The organism is Candidatus Nitrosocosmicus sp. R (assembly GCF_054408505.1).
Genome location: NZ_CP167090.1, coordinates 2,132,406 through 2,152,494 on the forward strand (window position 1 = coordinate 2,132,406; position 20,089 = coordinate 2,152,494).

Consider the following 20,089-nt stretch of genomic DNA (forward strand, 5'->3'; position numbering starts at 1 on the left):
ATTTCTATACATATCAAAGTCTAATTATTATAAAGTTTATTTCAATCGAAAGCCTACCAAATGGTAATACAGAAAAAGCACATTCAAAAAATATAGGTTAGCAATTAGTAAAAAATGATTTATATAATCTTTTTTTCTAATTAAAATTACGAAAAAGACTATTTACGGAAAGTGCCCGAATTGTAGGACAAAAGGCCAACTTGATGTAATATCCAATAGTCCTGGAAGGGAAAAATTCAAATGCAATTCATGTTTCCATAAATTTGGTATGGATGAATTATAGATTCTGTGTCATGTAATAATCGGTTCATTTTATTATTACTTAGTTTAGTTTTATTGTAAATTAAAAAGTCATACTTTTGTATAGTATTAGGAATTACCTACCAATGCTAATCCTAATACCTTCTAATAGCATTTATTTGAAAAAAAAGGTAAATATACCTGGAAAAATGTAGAATCAATATACTATTAAATTGCACTATTTTCATAATGATTACACCAAAAACATCAGTATTTCTTCTAAATAGATTGATTATATCAAAGTGTTTTTGGCGTGTTTCGTTATTCTGAAAAGTTTTATTTTTCTATTACAAGTACATAACAGCCTACTCATTCTCATTTATAAAAATTATATCTTAACAGTTAACTGTTCATGGTAAATTGAGACATGCCCATTAAGGAAATTGTACATATCAATCGACAAAATTGAGTTTACTATTATAAATAGATTAGAATATGATATAATTACTATAGATAAAATAGATTTAGTTCATCAAACAAATAATCCAAGGCTATCATGCTTCTCATGTACAATTCTTTGAAACGCTTCATACATTAGCATCGAAACACATTAGATCTTTGAATTGAGGGTTTATCACATGATAGACGGATAAAAAATTGGGTCTAAAAATTGGGGGCTATATATCATCATGTATTTAGCATTTGGTAGAAAAGTGTAATTTGAAATCTTCAAAATATTCATGTCAAGTAATGCTAGTTGTGTCTCTGTTCATTTAACGATAAGCCTATAGCTTGAAGATGTTCTATCTCTTCTATGAACATCAGAAACAGAATACCTTCTTTAGAATATGTTTGCTATGGTTTGTATTGGTATTTTTCAGGCCTGTCTCTTAGGAGAGCATCTGAAAGACTGTCTCGTTTGATCAAACGGAATCATGTATCGATTTGGAATTAGATTCAGGCATACTATCCTCTAAAGATATCAGAACCCTAGTTGTATTAAGAAAATTTTTAAGATCCCTTCTGATAACCAAGTGTGTGGATTCTTTTTTCTTTCCATAATGTATTATTTGCAATTGTTAGTCAATTGCTCATTTATTTTCCATTAGGATATTTAACAATAGGAGAAAGAATCAAGAATCAGCCTTTCTCTATCAGAATGTTAATATCTATTATTTTTGGATTACCTATATTAACCATAATTTTAACAATTATAGGTTTCTTTTATATTGGAGCCATCAATCTGATTCTAATTACCATTATTTCATATGTAATCCTAATAATTTCATCTTTCAATAAAAAAAGAAATAGAATGCGAGTGAAAAGGATTCGCACCATCAATTTAACTAATCCCGACTTTATAGTGAAAAGGATTCGCACCATCAATTTAACTAATCCCGACTTTATAGTGAAAAGGATTCGCACCATCAATTTAACTAATCCCGACTTTATAGTGAAAAGGATTCGCACCATCAATTTAACTAATCCCGACTTTATAGTGAAAAGGATTCGCACCATCAATTTAACTAATCCCGACTTTATAATTACATTTTTGATGGTCTTGATAATCATTATCTTTTCTAATATTACGAGTCATATGGGTTGGGCTCCAGGAGTAGATAGTATTAATCACGGAATGTTGACGAATTTGCTGATATATAACCAGAAGATTACATCGACCTTAGAACCTATTGCTCCTAGTCAACCTTGGTTCGAGCCTTTTGGATTTCATATTAATTCTGCAAATATTTCCCTTTTAATGGATCTTTATCCGGGCCAATCGATCCTCTTATTTAGTGCTGTTATTACTATTCTTATCATAATAAGTTGTTTTGTAATTGTTTACTATATCAATAAATCTATTACATTATCTTTAATTGCAATGGTTTCATGTTCTATTATCTTTTCTCATGTCCATGACATTAGGTTCTTAGAAAAATGGTTTTTGGGTTTTTTCTATAATACACCTTATGCAAACTTGTTAGGGTATTTCTTTCTTATTCAATTCTTTTTTGTTTACTTTGTTATAAATGACTTTAGAAGAGATCATAAAAAAAATTATTTTGTTGTATTAATAGTTTCAATAATTGGAATTCTGTTAAGTTATACACCATTTGTAATAATTCCATTAAGCTATTTGGTTATTAAGAGAATTTACTACTTGTTCGAACGGTTTACTATATCAAAAAGAATAATCAAAAGATTGTTTTCTCAGTCATCTCAAACAATAGACAACCAGAGAATATTAAAGATAGTAAATATAATAATTATTTCTTTATCGATATTCTTTTTACTATCTTTATCTAATGTTATAATTGAACAGTTTCAAAATTCAAATAATAATTTCTTTACACTGCTAAATCGTATCAAAAACAATTCTTATTTCTATACATCGGTTGTACTAAATCCTACGTCCTTTTCAGATCTGTCAGGCTATTGGTCTATTTCACTTTTAATTTTCTCTGCGCTTTCTATTTTGAGAAAGAACAGAATACAAATAAGTTGTTTCTATTTAATCACTTCGTTAATACTCACTTTATCATCTTTTACATTCCAATTCTTAAATGACTTATTGTGGTTTATCCTTGGTGGGAGGCTATTCGTTTTTATGATACTATTGAATGGCATAGTAACACCGTTATATATTTATGATTTTATCAAATGGATTGTAAATCTTAAGAAGTTGCAGATCGGAAATCATGAGAGGGGGAAATTAATGTTTTATTTACATTTAATAATTTTGTTCATAGCTATCACAGGAACATTCATTCCATCACTAATATCTAATGCTTCTCTAGAACAAGCTACGTTTTGGGGCTGGCAGGTTGTTAATACGAATTTTCATAATGATTATAAATTGTTTGACTGGATCAGTAACAATATAAATAAAACAGATTTGATCATGACTGATTATACGTACGCAAGTAAAAAGCTTATGTCATTCTCGCTCAATAACGTAACTGCTATTCCGATTCCAATCCTTCCTGAAGAAGTGCAAATGGGCAAAGATACTGTAATCGTATGGGATAAACCATCACTCTTAAAATCATTTGTTGAAAGGTATAATATAAAATATATTCTTCTTGATTCAGATTTTAATCATAGAGTTCCTGCAGAATTAGCTGGAGTGGAGGAAAATGTTCCAAGAAATTACAATCCCTCCGAATATAAAATCATTTTCTCAAATATGCCATTTTTGTTAAAAATAAAAGAGTATGGAGAATCGACCCTCTACAAAGTTATCAGTTTGAATTAATTGTTTATTGTATTGTATTATTTCTTTATTAGTAAAATTACTTTCTCAAATAACTCTGACAGCTGTCTTGCTTTTCTACTTGGCATCATGGCATACAATATCTTGGACACATCAGTTTTATCAAAGAAATCTAAGCGAATGTACAAAATTACTGATCCTAATAATATGATTACTGTTGACAAAATAAAATTTAAATTCAATAACCATAATGGAATCGCAAAAATCATTGGTATGAATATAATAAAGATGTTTTTTTTAATTTCCAATACTTGAATTTTGATATTGCCTAATCGAAATGAAAATAATGATTGTGTAACAGATCCTACAAAGTAACTTAACGCAGCAAATGTCGAATCAAACAGAAAAGTTATAAGGAAATAAATTATAACACGAGGTATATTTCCAATCAATCCAAGCATCAAAACTTCTTTATTATGTCCTAATCCATATAGATAATAGTACACCAATTCAGAAATGATAACAAAGGGCATTCCAAGCATAAGTATTGACAAGTTAAGTTGCGACGCTTCAAATTCTTCGCCAAGAATCCCCAAATAACTGGATGAAAAAAATAAAAGAGATGTAGAAACAGGAATAGTTAAAACTAAGGCTATTTTTATAGAGTACGATAAATAACCTAGCTGGCTATTCTCTTCAATGGTTTGAATGATCCCATGGGTAACTTTACTAATACCAGAAACAATAAACAGTACCACTGAAAAAATACCTACTGCTATATAGAATTGTCCTCCGGCTTGTGATCCGTCTAAAGAATATACAATTATAACACCCATCCAGAATCCACATACATTGATTATATTTGGAATCCAACTAGCTGTACTAATCGATATTAAAGAGCGTATTGTTGGAACCCAAACTGATCTAGGTATCTTGAATTTAATCTTTCTTATGTAAAATAATATAGAGAAAGTGACGACTGTAAAATACAATATATAATAAGATATTATGGTACTCAAATCTTTATAGCCTAAACTATATAGAATCGCGAGAACCGGAAATCGAAGTAGAGAACCCACAAATACATATGTAAAAAAATCCTTTGACCGCATAGAAGAAATAAAAGATTCTATAAAAAGATTATGATATGAAAGTAAGAAAACAGCTACAATAATAATCCAATAGTAATTATTATCTATTCCTATTATCTCTAACATGTTAATAGGATAAAATATTAATACAGAAGCAACCGAAGAAGAAATAGTAAAGAATAATAATACTGACGTAAAGATATTAGCATATTCATTTTCATTTCGTTCTACATTGTACTTAGCTAAGAGTCTTTTCATTCCAATATGAAGATCAAAACTAAAAATAGTAGTAAGAATTATTACAAATGAAACAATAGTGGAGGCAATCCCTACAGATTCAGGCCCATTTATTTTAGCTACTATGAACCAGAATAAAAATGTAAAAATAGATGGTAAAAAAAGACCCATTGAGGTAAAAAATACATTCTTTTTCGGATCCATTAGTATGATACCCCTTAAATTTTGTGAGCATTAATGATTAAATAATTTCTCAGCTCCGATTCTACCTTCAATTTTATGGCTGGAAACATACCAATCAATTGTTTTTTTTAACCCCTCCTCTAATGTAAATTCAGGTGTCCAATGTAGCATGTTATTGGCCCGAGAATTATCCAATGCCCTGGACAAAGCCCCTACAGGTTTTGAGTCATCAAATATTATATTTTTTGGATGCCACTTTAGAATTTTAAATATCATTTCTACCACATCGATTATTTTGTACCTTTTTCCAGTTCCTAAGTTAATTGGAGTACCATCAGTTACCATCTCGGCTGCTTTGATAGTGCCGTTAACTATATCCTCAACATATGTAAAATCCCGTTCTTGCTGTCCACTGCCCCAGATTTCAAATGGATTCATTTTTTCAACAGCCTTATATATTAGCGCAATAATGGCATGTGTCTCATTCTCTCTTGGACCATATGCAGTAACAAATCTTACTGGACAACATTTTAAACCATATTGCTTCTTAAAAGAATTCAATTGGATTTCACTCATCAATTTACCCCAGCCATATTCAATATCCGCACTTAAAGGAGTTTCCAAATCAAAAGGATTAGAATCAGATTCTCTCAGTTTGTAATCAGATCCGATATCCTTCTGTAAATTAGTAGGATAGACGCAAGCTGTGCTAGCAAAGACTAAATTCTCTACATTAGAATTCATACTTGCTTCAAATACATGATGATCAATAGATAAATTAGAGCAAACATCAGCAGGATGAGAAGATATAAATCCTCTTCCTCCGTGAATAGCGGCCAAATGAAATACGTAGTGTTGATCCCTAAACATTTGGAATAATTCATCTTTCGATCCATATTCTAGATCTATTTTGACAAACTTGATTTTATTTTTAGATTGAGAAAGGTTCACTAACTTTCCACTGCTAAGGTCATCTATTACAGTAACATTAGCGCCAAAGTTTACCAATCTATCTACTAAATGACTGCCAATAAAACTTGCTCCTCCAGTGACAACGACATTTTTTTCCTTCCAGTTTTGTTGCTGTCTGTGCGCTGTAGATTTCAACAGATAATGAATTGATAAGTACCTATTTAATTATTATTAAACACATTTTAAAGTTCCTTATTTGGATCATCTCTCATTATTAAATTAAAGTAGATGGTGAAAAGATTTTTGAATTCAAAGTATTTTCAGATACTAAATGATAAGAATATCAATTCTATAGAGTTTATTAATCAATAGTAAAACTAACATGTGAGTAGTTTATCAGGTAGTCGTATAATAAGTCATATAGAATTTGAATGATACTTATTTCTAAGATTTTAGTGTTGTGGGTATAAAAAAATCAATTGTATTATTTGTCAATAATCAATTTGAATAAAAACTAAAGATAAAACATCTATCTATATTTTTCTATTATTTTTAACATCTCCATTGCCCTATGCTTGGAAGTATGTTCTTTTATTACTCGATTATATGATAATCGGCCCATTTTATCTCTTTGATCAGGATCATCTAATAAATTTTGATATATTCCTATAGCATCATTAGGAGAATTTGCAACAATTATTTCTTTCCCTATGTCAAACCATCGTTCTAAGCCCGAATAAGGAGAAGAGACAATGCAACAATTCATGGCAGCGAGTTCAAATGGTCGAGAAGTCGATGTCGCATAAACGCTAGCATGTAAATCTCTCACCACATTCAAATTGATTTTTGATCTTCCACAATGATTTTTCCATCGATTAAAAGATAATAATGGAATAAGAGTAGAATTTCCAAGGTCAAAATTATAGTCATTCCCACTAATCAAAAATTTTGCAGAGACTTTTTTTGACGGTTCAGTAATCATCGACCTGATATTTTTTTCTCTAGATTTTCCACCCGTCCCATAAAAAAAAAGATCAAACTCTTTTGGACCGGGATCATCCAATTTATATACCTCAGGATCAACTCCAAAATGCAGAATATCCACATTATTGGCACCCATTTCCTTTAAGATATTAATAGATCCTTCAGACGGGATGATAAAGGAATCAAATTCAGTTAAATTTGCTCCTAGATAATGATTGAAGGTAAATCCCCCGCCTGAGGGTAATGAAGTAGGCACATCTATATCATAAAGCATTACGGGAATACCGTAACGAGATTTTATTTTTCTAGCCAATCCCTTAATTTGGTTAAGTGGTATATTTACCATTATTACTGCGTCAACGTTTTTTTGAATGTTAAGGTACTTTAGCAAAGTATTTTCTATTTTTGGTGTGGTGATGGCTCTAGCAAAGAAAGGTATAATACGAGATTTATTTCTCTTTGAAGCTTTAAAAAGATTCATCAGTCTTTGCAAAATTTCTCCTTCCAGATAGTTTGGATTAGGAATACTTTTCCACCATAATGAATCGATAGCATGACCATGATATGGCATTATGAATAACTCATTACCACTTTCAGATAGTCCTTTAAAGAGTTGCCATAAAGCTGGTGTTGAACCATATGGTTTGGTTAGATCTAAAGCAGAGCATAGTATAATTAATTTCATCGATTCTTATATTACCATTAGATATTCATGCAGATATATTTATAAACTTAAATATAATAAATTTAAATGTATGATTAAAAATGATTGAAATAAAAAATGATTTGTGTGATTGAAATTGATTGAAATCATAACTTTATTAGATTAGCAGATTAGCCTTGATTTTATTTAATAACACAGTATTGATGTTGAACAAATCTTTTTTGGTAAATATTGGAATTCTTCTCTGTATAAATTTTATCTATTTTAGTACCTTTAGTGACTTTAGTTTAACAAATACAGAAATCTTGATTGTAAGTATTACTAACCTATTCTTATTGATTGCCAGTTTAGCCATTCATGATGTTGGTCATCTAATTGGAGCATTAATAGGAAGAATAAAAATTAACAAAATAATATTCTCATGTTTTGGGGGATTAATTATATTTGATAATAACAATCATATTAATTTAAAAAGTATGATAATTTTATTTTTATCAGGTCCATTGACTAATATTATTATTGGTATATGTTTCCTTATACTTTGGTACTACCATAATCAGTTCGCTGGAGACATGTTTCCAATCAAAGAAACTTTAGAAAAATCTTTATATCTTTTATTTGTATATAATTTTTCTTTAGGATTTATTAATTTAATTCCTATACTCCCATTTGATGGAGGCGATTTAGTATATCTAAATCTGTGTAGGAAATTTCAAGATAGAAATAAACCGCCAATTAAATTATTTTTTTATTTAAATGAAGTATTCTATGTAATGAGTATAATTCTTGTATTTTATATAATTATGAGCAGTTCACAGTATAGCGTACTTATCTTAATCATCTATTTAATATTTTTGTATAACGACTTTAAATCAATGTCAAAAATATCAAATTCCTAATAACAGGTTTAATTTACTAAAGACAATATTTCAATTGAATCAGTTCTCGAGTCCGAAACAATGATAGTATGGTTAAAAAGTTTTAGATCAAATATTCCTTCAAAAGACCTTGTATTGTCATCCCATTCCATCGATCCTACTTGGGTTATGAAGGTACCATCGGAGGTAAACTTTTGAATTCTGTTATTCCAAGAGTCTGCTACATATACATTTCCGTCCTTATCGATTGCAATACCGGTAGGAAATCTGAATTCTCCGTCGTCAGACCCGCTTGTGCCCCATTTAGTTATGAAGGTACCATCGGAGGTAAACTTTTGAATTCTGTCATTACTAAAGTCTGCTACATATACATTTCCGTCCTTATCGATTGCAATACCGGTAGGGCCAGTAAAAAAAGTACCGTCGCCAGTACCGAATTCTCCATCGTCAGATCCCCTTGTGCCCCATTTAGTTATGAAGGTACCATCGGAGGTAAACTTTTGAATTCTACTATTACTAAAATCGGATATATATACAGAGTTAGTTGATCCATCAACTCCAATATAATAAGGACGTAAGAATTCTCCGTCGTCAGACCCGCTTGTGCCCCATTTAGTTATGAAGGTACCATCGGAGGTAAACTTTTGAATTCTGTCATTACTAAAGTCTGCTACATATACATTTCCGTCCTTATCGATTGCAATACCGGTAGGAAATCTGAATTCTCCGTCGTCAGACCCGCTTGTGCCCCATTTAGTTATGAAGGTACCATCGGAGGTAAACTTTTGAATTCTGTTATTCCAAGAGTCTGCTACATATACATTTCCGTCCTTATCGATTGCAATACCGGTAGGAAATCGAAAGGAGCCGTCAGCATTCAATATCTTAGAGTCACAAGCCCAGTTTCCCTCTATAACATCACAACTTGTATGCCATCTTTTATCGAAAATGTATTCTTCAGAACCGTAGGAATTATCGAAAAAATATAATGTTGAAAGTAAAGTCAACAAACATAAGTTACAGTAAAAAAAATAAGATCTGGTTGAAATGAAATTCATTAACTTTTAATGACTGGCAGCGGCTTTAATAATATGTCTTTTGTACAATAAGGCAACTGGTTTCTAAATGTAAATAAGTTTTTAAGATCAGAAAATCTATCATTTATTAAGCTAATCTTCACTTTTCCAAGTTGCTTAAAATAAGAACCCTTAACTTCATGGAATTTAAAGTATTTGAATGCAACGATTTTAATATCACGGGAAAATGACATACCGTCAGAAAAGATTAATAGTATCTACAAAACTTTTTTTCATTATCCACATACCTGATTGGGAGTCCTTGATATTTATTGAATATATTAATCGCAAGGTTTCGGAGAGTAAATTATTACCCATTTTATGCAAAGTATTCATTGAATCTTTCTCCATTGAACTAAATCTATTCACAATTAAGAAATTAAGATTATTTTTTTCGCAAAAAACAAATACTCGGATATCTTTTCGGCTGGATAGATAAAGTTACCATCCATAGTAATGGTTGTCTCACCAGAAGCTTGTAAAAAACCCGTTTTATAAGCTCTTTCATAATCCCTATTTTCTTTAACAATTACTTTTGCTCTGCTTTCTTTTGCTACATATACAATTTTATCGAATGAATTTCCATGTACAACTAATTTATTAACATTATAAACTTTATTTAAATAGCCAAGTGGAATAGAATCGATTGTTTTCTTTATAGATTGTTCTTTATTTAATATGGGTGCAATAATTGTAACTGTCTTTGATCTATTCAATTTGATTAGAACTAAGTTTATATCGATCTTTAATTTAAGCTATATTATTTTATTATAGTATTGGAATCTAATGGTCTTTATACACAATTGCATTTGTGTTTGAATAATAGGTTGTTATTTGTTTAAGCGACATGTTAAAGTTATTAAAACGAATAGTACTATTTTATGTAAAGGTTATATAGTCTAATGTCACTAGAAATTATAATGATTAACAAAATCCTACTAATAGGCATGATTGCCGTACTATCTGCAGCTTTAATTAGCGGCTCAACAATGCTAACACAAGCAACTACTAATTCCGCTAATCAAGGAATAGGCCAATCACAATCAAGTAGCCAAAACAGTCAAGTATCATCCGGCGGTAATTCCGAAGGATCTGGCAATAATGTGAATGTACAGGAGCAAAGAAATAGTGGAAGTAATGCCGCTGCACAAAGTAACGATAATGACAATGACAATGGCAGAGATAATGACAATGACAATGGCAGAGATAATGACAATGACAATGGCAGAGATAATGATAATGACAATGACAATGGCAGAGATAATGACAATGACAATGGCAGAGATAATGACAATGACAATGGCAGAGATAACGATAATAATGGTGGCAATTCAGCTAATCAAGGAATATTCCAATCACAATCAAATAGACAAAATAGTCAAGTATCTTCTGGCGGTAATTCCGAAGGATCTGGCAATAATCTGAATTTCCAGGCACAAAGTAATACAGGAAGTAATGCCGCAGCACAACAAGGTGGAAGTGGTAGTGGTGGCAATTCAGCTAATCAAGGAATTGGCCAATCACAATCAAGTAGCCAAAACAGTCAAGTAACTTCAGGAGGATATACATTCAGTTCTGGCAATAATCTGAATTTCCAGGCACAAAGTAATACAGGAAGTAATGCATTAGCACAATCAATCAGATAACCATTTTTTTCTTTTTTTTATTATAGTTAACACACTTTAAGACCTCTGGTATGGCCATTTTAATTGCTTCTATGATTTGATATTTATGTAATAATCCTAGGCTTAACAATTTTGAAATCTCCAGATTCATATTTTTAACTTCACCTAGCCATCCATTTCTCTACGCTGTAGGTCTAATAATTTTAAATTTAGCATCATTTATCATCATAGCTTTGCATATTTGATTAGCAATTGAAATTACATTGACAGGATCAACTATACCTATGTTCAAAATATTTTGCTTTATCTTCTAGAGAATTAAAAGTGTATATCAATCTCGATATAGTCTTTATATACTTCTTATACTGAGTATCCTTGCCTAAGATAGACAATTCTTGATTGTCTTGTTTCATTTTTTCTATAAAATCCCAAATCAACCAATCTGCTCCTTGAACCTACGACATTAACTAATCTAAAATTAAGCCATAAATTCCATAGGTATACAAATAGGAAGATGTTAATGACTCGCATACAAGTTCAAGGGAATCATAATGTGATATGGGAATTAATGGTCCAGAATGTTCTGGAGTAGGAATTTCACTAGGCGCACCTTAGCGAAAGCAGCAAAATGAAAGAGCATCTATATTGGCAATCAGGTTTTCTTTCGTATCAGAATCAGAAAGATTCACCTTACAGAAACTAATACGATCATTCTCTATATGATTTGATATATTAGTATAATCCGCTAATGCTAATTATCAATCACTTTGATCCTTTCAACTCTAGATTCTATCAGCTTTTCAACATTCTAGCTACCTATAAAGCCTGAACCACCAATTACTAATGTCCCTTCCTTTATTCATTTATCACTATTGAAAGATTGTCTAAATCCTAGGAATTAAATGGTTTGATCTCTAAATAATGAAATTTGAACTACGAGACTTTTTTCACTGAAAAGGTTATAAGGACTTTTAAACAATGTATATTTTACTAAATGTATTGGATGGAATTATTGATAATTTGATTAGTAGATTTAATAGATCCAATATAATTTTACATATTAACTGTATCTCCATTGTAATATTATCGATAACTTCCGTCTATCACATATTTGATTTATTTAACATAACATTATATTCTTTTTATCAAAGAATAACTCATCAATTTATAACTGATTTTTCATTTATCAATCCGCCTATAGATTTAACGTTGTTATTAATTGGGAATACAATAATCATCCTATCCTGGAACATCAAAATAGTTTTAAAATCGGCAATAGGATCTGCTTTTATCATTTTCTCGGTTATAGGATATATACTTTCTTTGGATTTATTCATAGATTTCTTAATCCTCATTTTTTTTATCAATGTTACTATTATGTACATATGTTCGAAGAAAAACATTCGGTTATTAACGCTGGATAAAGGTTTATTGACAATTTATTTTAGCCTTACACTCATAGTCCTTTCCTCTTTAGCTTTATTAATCAATTTCTCGATTTTACTTGATTTTGAAAAAGAATTTTCCACATTAAGAAACTACTTGTATGAAATTTTTTTAATGTTCACAAGTTTTTCACCTTTTTTTGTTCTTGTTTTACTATTTGCAGTACCGTTCAGATGGATAGCAGATTTCTCTTCAAAATTAATAAACCTAAAAGATAGGCAGTCTATGGAAAACTCTTGTCAAGATCGCACAAATTTAAGAGTTTCATATAGCATCCCTATTTTGACATTAATATTATTTTTTTCAATATTGATTGCACTTTTGCCACATCTACCGTTTCTTAACTTGGAAAATAAAAGCATTTCGGTAGATACAGGGAACTATGGTTATACAGTAAAAGTTTTGACTACGAATAAAGATCTATACCATTCATTCTTAGAATCATTTCAAATACAATTTGGGACCCATCCAAATGCGGCTTCTGGGGATAGACCTCTGACATTATTTATCATGGTAGTTTTATCCATTCTAGTTCCAGTAGATTTTGATACTCTAGTTGATACGATCGTTCCTATCATACTATCACCCTTATTGGTATTATCAGTTTATTATTTGGTCAGGGAATTCACAAATAACCAGATAGTTTCTCTAATTGCAGCTTTTTTGACAACGATATCACCCCAAATATTAGTTGGAATTTATGGTGGTTTACTTGCGAACTGGTTTGCATTGACATTATTCTATTTCTCAGTTTACGGAATATTGAAGTATCTGAAATCATCTGAAAATAAATACCTTATAATTTTGATAATTTTGATAATACTGCTAAGGTTTACACATGTTTATAGTTGGATAATGATGACCCCAATATTGATTGTTTTCTCAATTATCTACATAATAAAAGACAATACAATTGATTTAAAGTTCAGAATTAGAAAGGCTATAATTTTTTCACTAGTACTATTTACTCCATATTTGCTAGGAAATATTTTACTACCGTTATTGGTTGAAGTGAATCAACCCAATAATTTGACCGATCTTAATAACATTTTTGACAGTTTAACTTTTAAGAATTTATCTACTAGTTTGGAAAGCTTAACATATTCAGTCATGTTACAAAACGGTGGAATAACAGCAAATGGTGTTATTCTTGCGCTTTGCATAGGCTGGATAGCTTATTTTTATAAATTTAATACTTTAACCCTATTTATTTCAGTGATTTTAATTTTATCGATTGTACCTGTTTTTTTGGGCAATAACATTTTTCAAAGTCGAATTTTATATAACATACCGTTTCAAATACCTGCGGCTGTAACCTTGTATTATATTTTTAGAGTCAAATCAGCAGGGAAGATAGCATTTATATCAATAGTATTATGTTTAGTTACAATCACATTAAGAACTGTGTCAAATTTGATTTTTACATATAATTAGTAAGTTACAAAATGTAGGTGTAATAGCATTATACTTGTATAAAATAAAAAAAAGAGATTTACTTTGAATATAACTTTAGCTCAACACAGTATTGTATTAATGATTAATTACCAGAAAATATGATCTAAAAAGGAAAAATGTGATTCTATACAAATATAGAAATTATTTAATAGGATTTGAATAATAAAAGGATTTTAGCTCTTTACTTCAGTACAGATCTAATAACAATTATTAGTATACTACCCTAAAATTTGGGTAATCCCAAATTAATCGTACAGACCAAATTAACATATTACCCTATTTAATAATAATTTTGGTTTTAATTTGACTACAAACACAAAATGACCTATAGGCGTTACAATTATAGCAATTCTAATAATAATAGGTGGGATAACCCTCATTGGACTTGGCGCACTGTTATCAGTTTCTTTAACAGAAATGGGACAAACTAGCGCTAATTCTCCTGAGGCCTCTGAGCTTGCATCCCTAGGAGCGATTCCAATAGCTATAGGCATGGTAATGTTGATTCTTGGGATTGCATATTTAATAGTGTCATATGGCCTGTTAAAAGGAAAGGGTTGGGCATGGGCAATAACAATCATAGTAACCATAATTGGTCTCATTATTCAAATTATTTCAGCTATAATAGCTGGATCCATTACTTCTTCAGCCTTATATGGACTAGCCAGCCACATAGTAGGTATGATCATAAGTGGAGCTATAATTTATTACATGTTTAGACCACATGTGAAAGCATTTTATAAACATTAATCCTCCATTTTTTTGAAAACATTCAGTCCATTCCATTCTTGAAATCGTCGGTGACAGGTAGAGCCAGAACCGTATTCTCCAGGTAACATTTTCCACTGACATCCTGTTCTAAGTACGTAGAGGATTCCATCAAGTACTTTTCTGTATGGTGTGATTGGTCTATACCATTTCACATATGTTCTTAAACCATCCTTAGCAAATAGTTTCTCATGTTAAGACCAAATTTTTTAGTTCTGAAATAGCAAGATATCTTTTGTTTAAAATCCTCAAACGATGGATAGTATTTCAGTAAAAGCAGGTCGTGTTTGGCTATATTCCAGACCTCTTCTAACATCATGAACTCAGGTGATGCTGTTGGTAGATATACTGGGATGAGTGTGTCCTTGTTTTGTTCGAGGTAATCTTTTACCTTCTTTGACCTGTAATGTGGTGACGCTTTATCCATAAACAGATAACATCGTGGAAATTTATGATGAATTGTCTTTAGGAAATCAAGGAAGGTATCGCTGTTGAATTTATCATACTGTCTGAAGAGCTGTTTTCCTTCTATGTCTATGGCACCAAACAAACATGAATGCTTGTGTGAACCTGTTATTCTGACAACAGGTCTTTTGCCCTCTTCAATCCAGACCCTTCTAACAAGAGAATCATAGAATAGAAAAGATTCATCTAAAGATACTAGCGTAAACTCTTTCTTTTTGTATCTGATACCCACAAGTATCCGAGTGGTCTTTTTTTGAATTCCTCTTTTTCCTCTTTTGAAGCGGTGTTTACATGTACCTTCCTTGGCACCTTCTGTTTAAAACCCCACCTTTTAACAATGCAATAAATGTAATTATGGTGATATCTTATCCCACTTTCATGTATTATTAACTCTTCAACCTGTTTTGTGCTCCAGTCAGTGTTACTCTCTTTTAGGGTTTTCCTTATCCTGTATTCTACCTGTTTAGATATTTGAGAATGTCTACCGCCTTTCGGTCTGTCTTTCAACCCTTCTAGACCTTCTTCTCTGTATCTTTTTAACCACTGGGACGCCCAGCCCTTGCTTTTGTGAAGTGTTCTGGCTACTTGAGATGCAATCCTATCGTAGTATACAACATTAAGAATAAGCAACATTCTTTCCTTCACCTTTACATCCTTTTCAGTTCTACAAACCCTCTCAAACGATGTCTTCTTGTCGACAATAGTCAATTGATGTGCAAAATGGGGATATGATCATCTCAGCTATAAACATTTGGAGAAAGTATGGAGGGACTCTGAATGAGGGTTCAGGTAATTATCTTAATTGGTATACCTACAGTCTTGGACGGCTTTTCTTTAGGCAGCACCTTTTTAATTTCATCCCATAATTTATCTGGAATCCTTATGATGGGAGGAAGATGATGGTCTTTATCATATCTTACTTCCACTTCCTTCTGGATACAGGTCACAGTTTAGCAAGAGAGATAAGGATCTATAATCCTATCGAATTTTGGGATAGGCTCTAAAATAAAATGTTTTAATCATGAAAATTCTCAAACGCCGTATTAAATCAGATGATTTCATTTTATTATCTCACTTTAGCCTTTTACGTATAATTGTAATAAAGTTAATCAATGGAACAGATATACCTCTAGGTAACAATCTTAAAGAGAATAAAATATCAAATTTAGATCATAAGAAGCATTATTCTGTAACGCCTTTATACAATATGTTACTTTATAATAGTTAAAAATAATAAAACATTTTTGAGAAAATTAAGATTAGGTCATACTAATTTGCTTGAGTTAACTTTATTTCTCCTAATCTAAATTAAGATTCACAAATGTATTTTATCAATACGCGCTTTTGTAAACTATCATAGATTAATTTGGAGAACCTATGGGATACAATATGGGGGAAACGATACCTGTTGGAGAAGGTCCTATTGCACTCGAATTCAATCCAAGTAATGACAACTTCTATGTAGCCAATGAAAGTTCAGGCAATGTATCAGTTATAGAAAGCTAATGAGCATAAGTTCACTCTTGATAATAATCTTGGAAGGAATCATCTAGCCTCGATTATGACGACACCATACATTTGGGGAATATTGGAACTTTAGCGAATGCTCAATAAATTATAAATGCTACAAATAGTTGGGGAAGATAAGGTATCCATTTAACGTATATGCTATATTTTACAATGTATTAAGTCGATTAGAAAACTCCTCATTTCATCACTATCGATAATGGGATTCAATAAAGCTTTATATCAGTTGAAGTCTTTATTTCGTAATTTATATCTAGTTTACCTAGTATTTTCCAAAATTACGAATTGTTCTGCAAATTATTTATCTAGATTGTGTATTTAATATTTTCTCCATAACGTAGTAAATTAATAAGGCACTAAAAAAATGGTTCCCTTACAAGTATGTAAAAGTGTTAATTCCTCGATTATACTTTTCAACCAAAGAATCCAGACGTATCAGATAAGGGATTCCTATAAGACCATCTTTGTTACAACCTTTAATCTATAAAAAGGAACCCATTTGATCTTTGTTTTAATTTTAAAATATGGAAACAGAAACAAGTTGTCAATCTGATGATAAAATATCGAGATCTACCGCTGAAATATTTTTCTTTACTGAGAATTTTAGACGAATAATTCAAAGGTCTGGATTTGGGGATGCCATTATATAAGTGTGCATAAATACGAAAAAGATTTATCAAACCTTACAAATGGTCAACAGCTAATACTTGACGGCTTCGGAATCATGAATAATCGCACAAAAAAAATATTTAATTATTTATGCAAATAGTGTTCAAATTAGGTCGAACACGAATAAATCTCAAACCAATTAAGACAAAATTATAATAACTCTTCCTCACTACAAGAATAAATTTCCGGAATATTGGTACCCATACCGATATATAATAGCACCAAATAATAATTTTGGGATACAATTGACTACAAATAAAGAGAGACCTGCGGGCATTACATTAATAGCAATTTTAATAATAATAGGTGGAATTTTCCTTATCATCGGCGGAACATCCTTCTTGGGACTTGGCGCACTTTTATCTACGGCTTCAGAAGATATTATTCAAAGTAATGGCAGTTCTACTGACCTGACACAACTTGCATCCCTAGGAGCGATTCCAATAGCTATAGGCGTGGTAATGTTGATTCTTGGGATTGCATATTTAATAGTGTCATATGGCCTGCTGAAGGGTAAAGCCTGGGCTTGGATAATTACAATAATAGTAACCATAATTGGTCTCATTATTCAAATTATTTCAGCTATAATAGCTGGATCCATTACTTCTTCAGCCTTATATGGACTAGCCAGCCACATAGTAGGTATGATCATAAGTGGAGCTATAATTTATTACATGTTTAGACCACATGTGAAAGCATTTTATAAACATTGATCCTCCATTTTTTTGAAAACTGACCAGATCTTTAATTTTTAATTCGGCTCAAAAAAAACTAATCAAATACTTATTATTAAACAGAATTTCATTTCAGATATGAGAAAATTCTTAGAACCATATAAAGACAGAAATAAGGAAGGTAATCCAGAAAATGGCGCCACCAGAATTCAAAAGACTTCAGATAGCTCAATGCATTTACAAATTTTTTATAACGGAAGCTGGAGACATGATAACAATTGCAAAATAAAGACAAATAAAGAATGCAATATTACAGTATAGATCACTAAATTTGTAATTTTTTCAAAATTTTTTCTGTTGAGTTTTCCAATATAGATTAAATATTTGATAGTAACCTTTGCTAAAGAAATTTTACTTTTTTCCCAAATCAAGATAGTCCAAATTGAACTTTCCTGAATTCAAGCAAATATACTCTTGCACAGCTTTTTTTGCTCCTAAACATCTTGCTCTCAATAATAATGGTTTATTAGAACTAACCAAAAAAAATTAGGTATTTTACAATCGACCAACTCTAACATTTTACCTCAATTAAACTAGCAGAAAGAGTTCACTTTTTCAATATCTAAAATATTGTCATTTTAATAAATATTATTTGTATATTTAAATTAATTTTATATATTTGAAGATACATCTAATATACAACTATATTTGAATTTATTCAACTATAGTTAGTAGGGTATTTCAAGCCCAGCGGGGAGGTCTCTAGAACTGACTTCTCGTGGATATGTTATTTCAACTATATTAAGAAGCCAAACCATACTAATTAACCACATGGCTAGAATGAAAATAGAATCAAGATTTGTGCCCGTCTTTAAATGAATAGAATTAGTGATCAGATAGACACTTCAACTACCTCATTATATAACACAACCTCACATTGTCGATACTATTCTACAGAATGTCCGACAACAGAATTATCTTTCATATCTATGCAGCAAGGGCATTTTTGTTTAACACAGACATTTGTAACTTCATGTTTACAAATAGGACACAGGCATTTTTGAGGTTCGATTTCGCCCATTTTCTTTTTCCTATCAGTTTTTAAAATCAAGTATACCCAAATTATAAATAGGAACAGTGCAACAGCAAAGAAAACAAATGAGACTCGCACATTTGCCCTCAGTGCCACTAGCAATATCCCAAATAGCGCAAAGCCTATCCCACTCCAAAAAGGCCAGATTGGATAATTTTTGTTCAGATTGTAATATTTGAAATCTCACTCTTATTTATTCCCTTTTAGTTAAATGATTATGGACATCAGACAGACGTGTAAATGACATAATTCTGCTTTTGATTGGTAATTCAATTAAGAATTAGTAATTTAAATATGAGAAGGTCAATTTTACTTCATTGTACAAAACCAACTGGAAGATTATTCCCTCAACCTTGCTCTTTTTTTTAATAATTTCTATGATTACGAGTCAGAATAACGCAGTTTTTGGTCAGGACGACCAATTAAATAATAGTAATAATTCTAAAACAATCCCTACCGACATTTCTGGAATTACATGTGATAAGGTTGAGCATTTAGTTTATCACAACCATACAAAATTAATTCTAAAATTTCAAAATGAAACTCACAATATCCCTGCTGGAATAGGCATCATCCCAAATGATTGCATATTTTGGTTGCATACCCATGATGATTCAGGCATAATTCATGTTGAATCGCCAATTAAAACTGCATTCTCACTTGATCAGTTTTTGAAAGTATGGGATATCTTTGACAACTCTTCTTTCATTGAAAATATTTCAAAAAATGATATCGCAGCAAATGTTTCGATGATATCAGAAAACGGTTCCCAAATTAAGTCAGATAATTACAAGAATATAATTTTGGAAAATAATGCCATCATTGCCGTAGACTTTACTAACAAATCAAAAGATTGATTCTCAATAATGGGAATTGATCCCTACTTTA

The 20,089-nt window shown here is 31.0% G+C and carries 18 protein-coding genes and 1 pseudogene; 8 read left to right on the forward strand and 11 right to left on the reverse strand.

Annotation, left to right across the window (positions count from 1 at the left end):
• The first annotated feature begins 1,276 nt into the window (after positions 1 to 1,276).
• Positions 1,277 to 3,496, forward strand: coding sequence for a hypothetical protein (locus tag AAGU22_RS10950; protein ID WP_458719144.1), 2,220 nt, complete (start codon positions 1,277 to 1,279; stop codon positions 3,494 to 3,496).
• A gap of 17 nt (positions 3,497 to 3,513) precedes the next feature.
• Here AAGU22_RS10950 and AAGU22_RS10955 read toward each other — a convergent pair whose 3' ends face one another.
• From AAGU22_RS10955 to AAGU22_RS10965, 3 genes are all read right to left on the reverse strand, one after another.
• A complete protein-coding gene (locus AAGU22_RS10955; protein ID WP_458719145.1) occupies positions 3,514 to 4,986 on the reverse strand; it encodes an MATE family efflux transporter in 1,473 nt (490 codons plus the stop codon).
• A 30-nt stretch (positions 4,987 to 5,016) separates the two neighbouring features.
• On the reverse strand, positions 5,017 to 6,072 hold the full coding sequence (locus tag AAGU22_RS10960; protein ID WP_458719146.1) for an NAD-dependent epimerase/dehydratase family protein: 1,056 nt from the start codon (positions 6,070 to 6,072) through the stop codon (positions 5,017 to 5,019).
• A 334-nt stretch (positions 6,073 to 6,406) separates the two neighbouring features.
• A complete protein-coding gene (locus AAGU22_RS10965) occupies positions 6,407 to 7,546 on the reverse strand; it encodes a CgeB family protein (RefSeq protein ID WP_458719147.1) in 1,140 nt (379 codons plus the stop codon).
• A 551-nt stretch (positions 7,547 to 8,097) separates the two neighbouring features.
• Here AAGU22_RS10965 and AAGU22_RS10970 point away from each other — a divergent pair.
• The gene (locus AAGU22_RS10970) at positions 8,098 to 8,424 is read left to right on the forward strand and encodes a site-2 protease family protein (RefSeq protein WP_458721779.1); all 327 of its coding nucleotides are present in this window, start codon (positions 8,098 to 8,100) and stop codon (positions 8,422 to 8,424) included.
• A gap of 8 nt (positions 8,425 to 8,432) precedes the next feature.
• Here AAGU22_RS10970 and AAGU22_RS10975 read toward each other — a convergent pair whose 3' ends face one another.
• Together AAGU22_RS10975 and AAGU22_RS10980 are read right to left on the reverse strand one after the other, a co-directional pair.
• A complete protein-coding gene (locus AAGU22_RS10975; RefSeq protein WP_458719148.1) occupies positions 8,433 to 9,410 on the reverse strand; it encodes an SMP-30/gluconolactonase/LRE family protein in 978 nt (325 codons plus the stop codon).
• A gap of 440 nt (positions 9,411 to 9,850) precedes the next feature.
• Positions 9,851 to 10,195, reverse strand: coding sequence for a glycosyltransferase (locus tag AAGU22_RS10980; protein WP_458719149.1), 345 nt, complete (start codon positions 10,193 to 10,195; stop codon positions 9,851 to 9,853).
• A 204-nt stretch (positions 10,196 to 10,399) separates the two neighbouring features.
• On the opposite strand from AAGU22_RS10980, the gene AAGU22_RS10985 reads away from it, so the two are divergent.
• Entirely contained in the window at positions 10,400 to 11,125 is a 726-nt protein-coding gene (locus AAGU22_RS10985; RefSeq protein ID WP_458719150.1) for a hypothetical protein, read from the forward strand.
• 1,139 nt (positions 11,126 to 12,264) lie between these two features.
• Here the strand turns inward: AAGU22_RS10985 and AAGU22_RS10990 are convergent.
• Complete coding sequence (locus AAGU22_RS10990) at positions 12,265 to 12,489, reverse strand: hypothetical protein (RefSeq protein ID WP_458719151.1); 225 nt, start codon at positions 12,487 to 12,489, stop codon at positions 12,265 to 12,267.
• Between the two features lie 46 nt (positions 12,490 to 12,535).
• Here AAGU22_RS10990 and AAGU22_RS10995 point away from each other — a divergent pair, with 46 nt between their 5' ends.
• On the forward strand, positions 12,536 to 13,984 hold the full coding sequence (locus AAGU22_RS10995) for a hypothetical protein (RefSeq protein ID WP_458719152.1): 1,449 nt from the start codon (positions 12,536 to 12,538) through the stop codon (positions 13,982 to 13,984).
• 438 nt (positions 13,985 to 14,422) lie between these two features.
• Positions 14,423 to 14,755 (forward strand): hypothetical protein, encoded by a 333-nt coding sequence (locus AAGU22_RS11000; RefSeq protein ID WP_458719153.1) that lies wholly within the window; start codon positions 14,423 to 14,425, stop codon positions 14,753 to 14,755.
• Positions 14,756 to 14,769: 14 nt separating this feature from the next.
• On the opposite strand, the pseudogene AAGU22_RS11005 reads toward AAGU22_RS11000, so the two are convergent.
• The 4 genes and pseudogenes from AAGU22_RS11005 to AAGU22_RS11020 all read right to left on the reverse strand — a co-directional run.
• Positions 14,770 to 14,904: pseudogene (locus tag AAGU22_RS11005) on the reverse strand (transposase); the annotation flags it as partial.
• Between the two features lie 32 nt (positions 14,905 to 14,936).
• A complete protein-coding gene (locus tag AAGU22_RS11010) occupies positions 14,937 to 15,470 on the reverse strand; it encodes a transposase (protein ID WP_458719154.1) in 534 nt (177 codons plus the stop codon).
• Positions 15,434 to 15,946: a helix-turn-helix domain-containing protein gene (locus tag AAGU22_RS11015; protein WP_458719155.1), complete on the reverse strand. Its 513-nt coding sequence runs from the start codon at positions 15,944 to 15,946 to the stop codon at positions 15,434 to 15,436. The genes AAGU22_RS11010 and AAGU22_RS11015 overlap by 37 nt, the downstream gene beginning before the upstream one ends.
• A 77-nt stretch (positions 15,947 to 16,023) precedes the next feature.
• Positions 16,024 to 16,185, reverse strand: coding sequence for a hypothetical protein (locus tag AAGU22_RS11020; RefSeq protein ID WP_458719156.1), 162 nt, complete (start codon positions 16,183 to 16,185; stop codon positions 16,024 to 16,026).
• A 1,494-nt stretch (positions 16,186 to 17,679) separates the two neighbouring features.
• Between AAGU22_RS11020 and AAGU22_RS11025 the strand changes: the two genes are divergently transcribed.
• Both AAGU22_RS11025 and AAGU22_RS11030 read left to right on the forward strand, forming a co-directional pair.
• Positions 17,680 to 18,147: a hypothetical protein gene (locus AAGU22_RS11025; protein WP_458719157.1), complete on the forward strand. Its 468-nt coding sequence runs from the start codon at positions 17,680 to 17,682 to the stop codon at positions 18,145 to 18,147.
• A gap of 99 nt (positions 18,148 to 18,246) precedes the next feature.
• Positions 18,247 to 18,429 (forward strand): hypothetical protein, encoded by a 183-nt coding sequence (locus tag AAGU22_RS11030; RefSeq protein WP_458719158.1) that lies wholly within the window; start codon positions 18,247 to 18,249, stop codon positions 18,427 to 18,429.
• 625 nt (positions 18,430 to 19,054) lie between these two features.
• Here the strand turns inward: AAGU22_RS11030 and AAGU22_RS11035 are convergent.
• Positions 19,055 to 19,297 carry a hypothetical protein gene (locus tag AAGU22_RS11035; protein WP_458719159.1) on the reverse strand — a complete coding sequence of 81 codons (243 nt, stop codon included), beginning with the start codon at positions 19,295 to 19,297 and terminating at the stop codon, positions 19,055 to 19,057.
• A 221-nt stretch (positions 19,298 to 19,518) separates the two neighbouring features.
• On the opposite strand from AAGU22_RS11035, the gene AAGU22_RS11040 reads away from it, so the two are divergent.
• Complete coding sequence (locus AAGU22_RS11040; protein WP_458719160.1) at positions 19,519 to 20,058, forward strand: hypothetical protein; 540 nt, start codon at positions 19,519 to 19,521, stop codon at positions 20,056 to 20,058.
• Positions 20,059 to 20,089 lie beyond the last annotated feature (31 nt).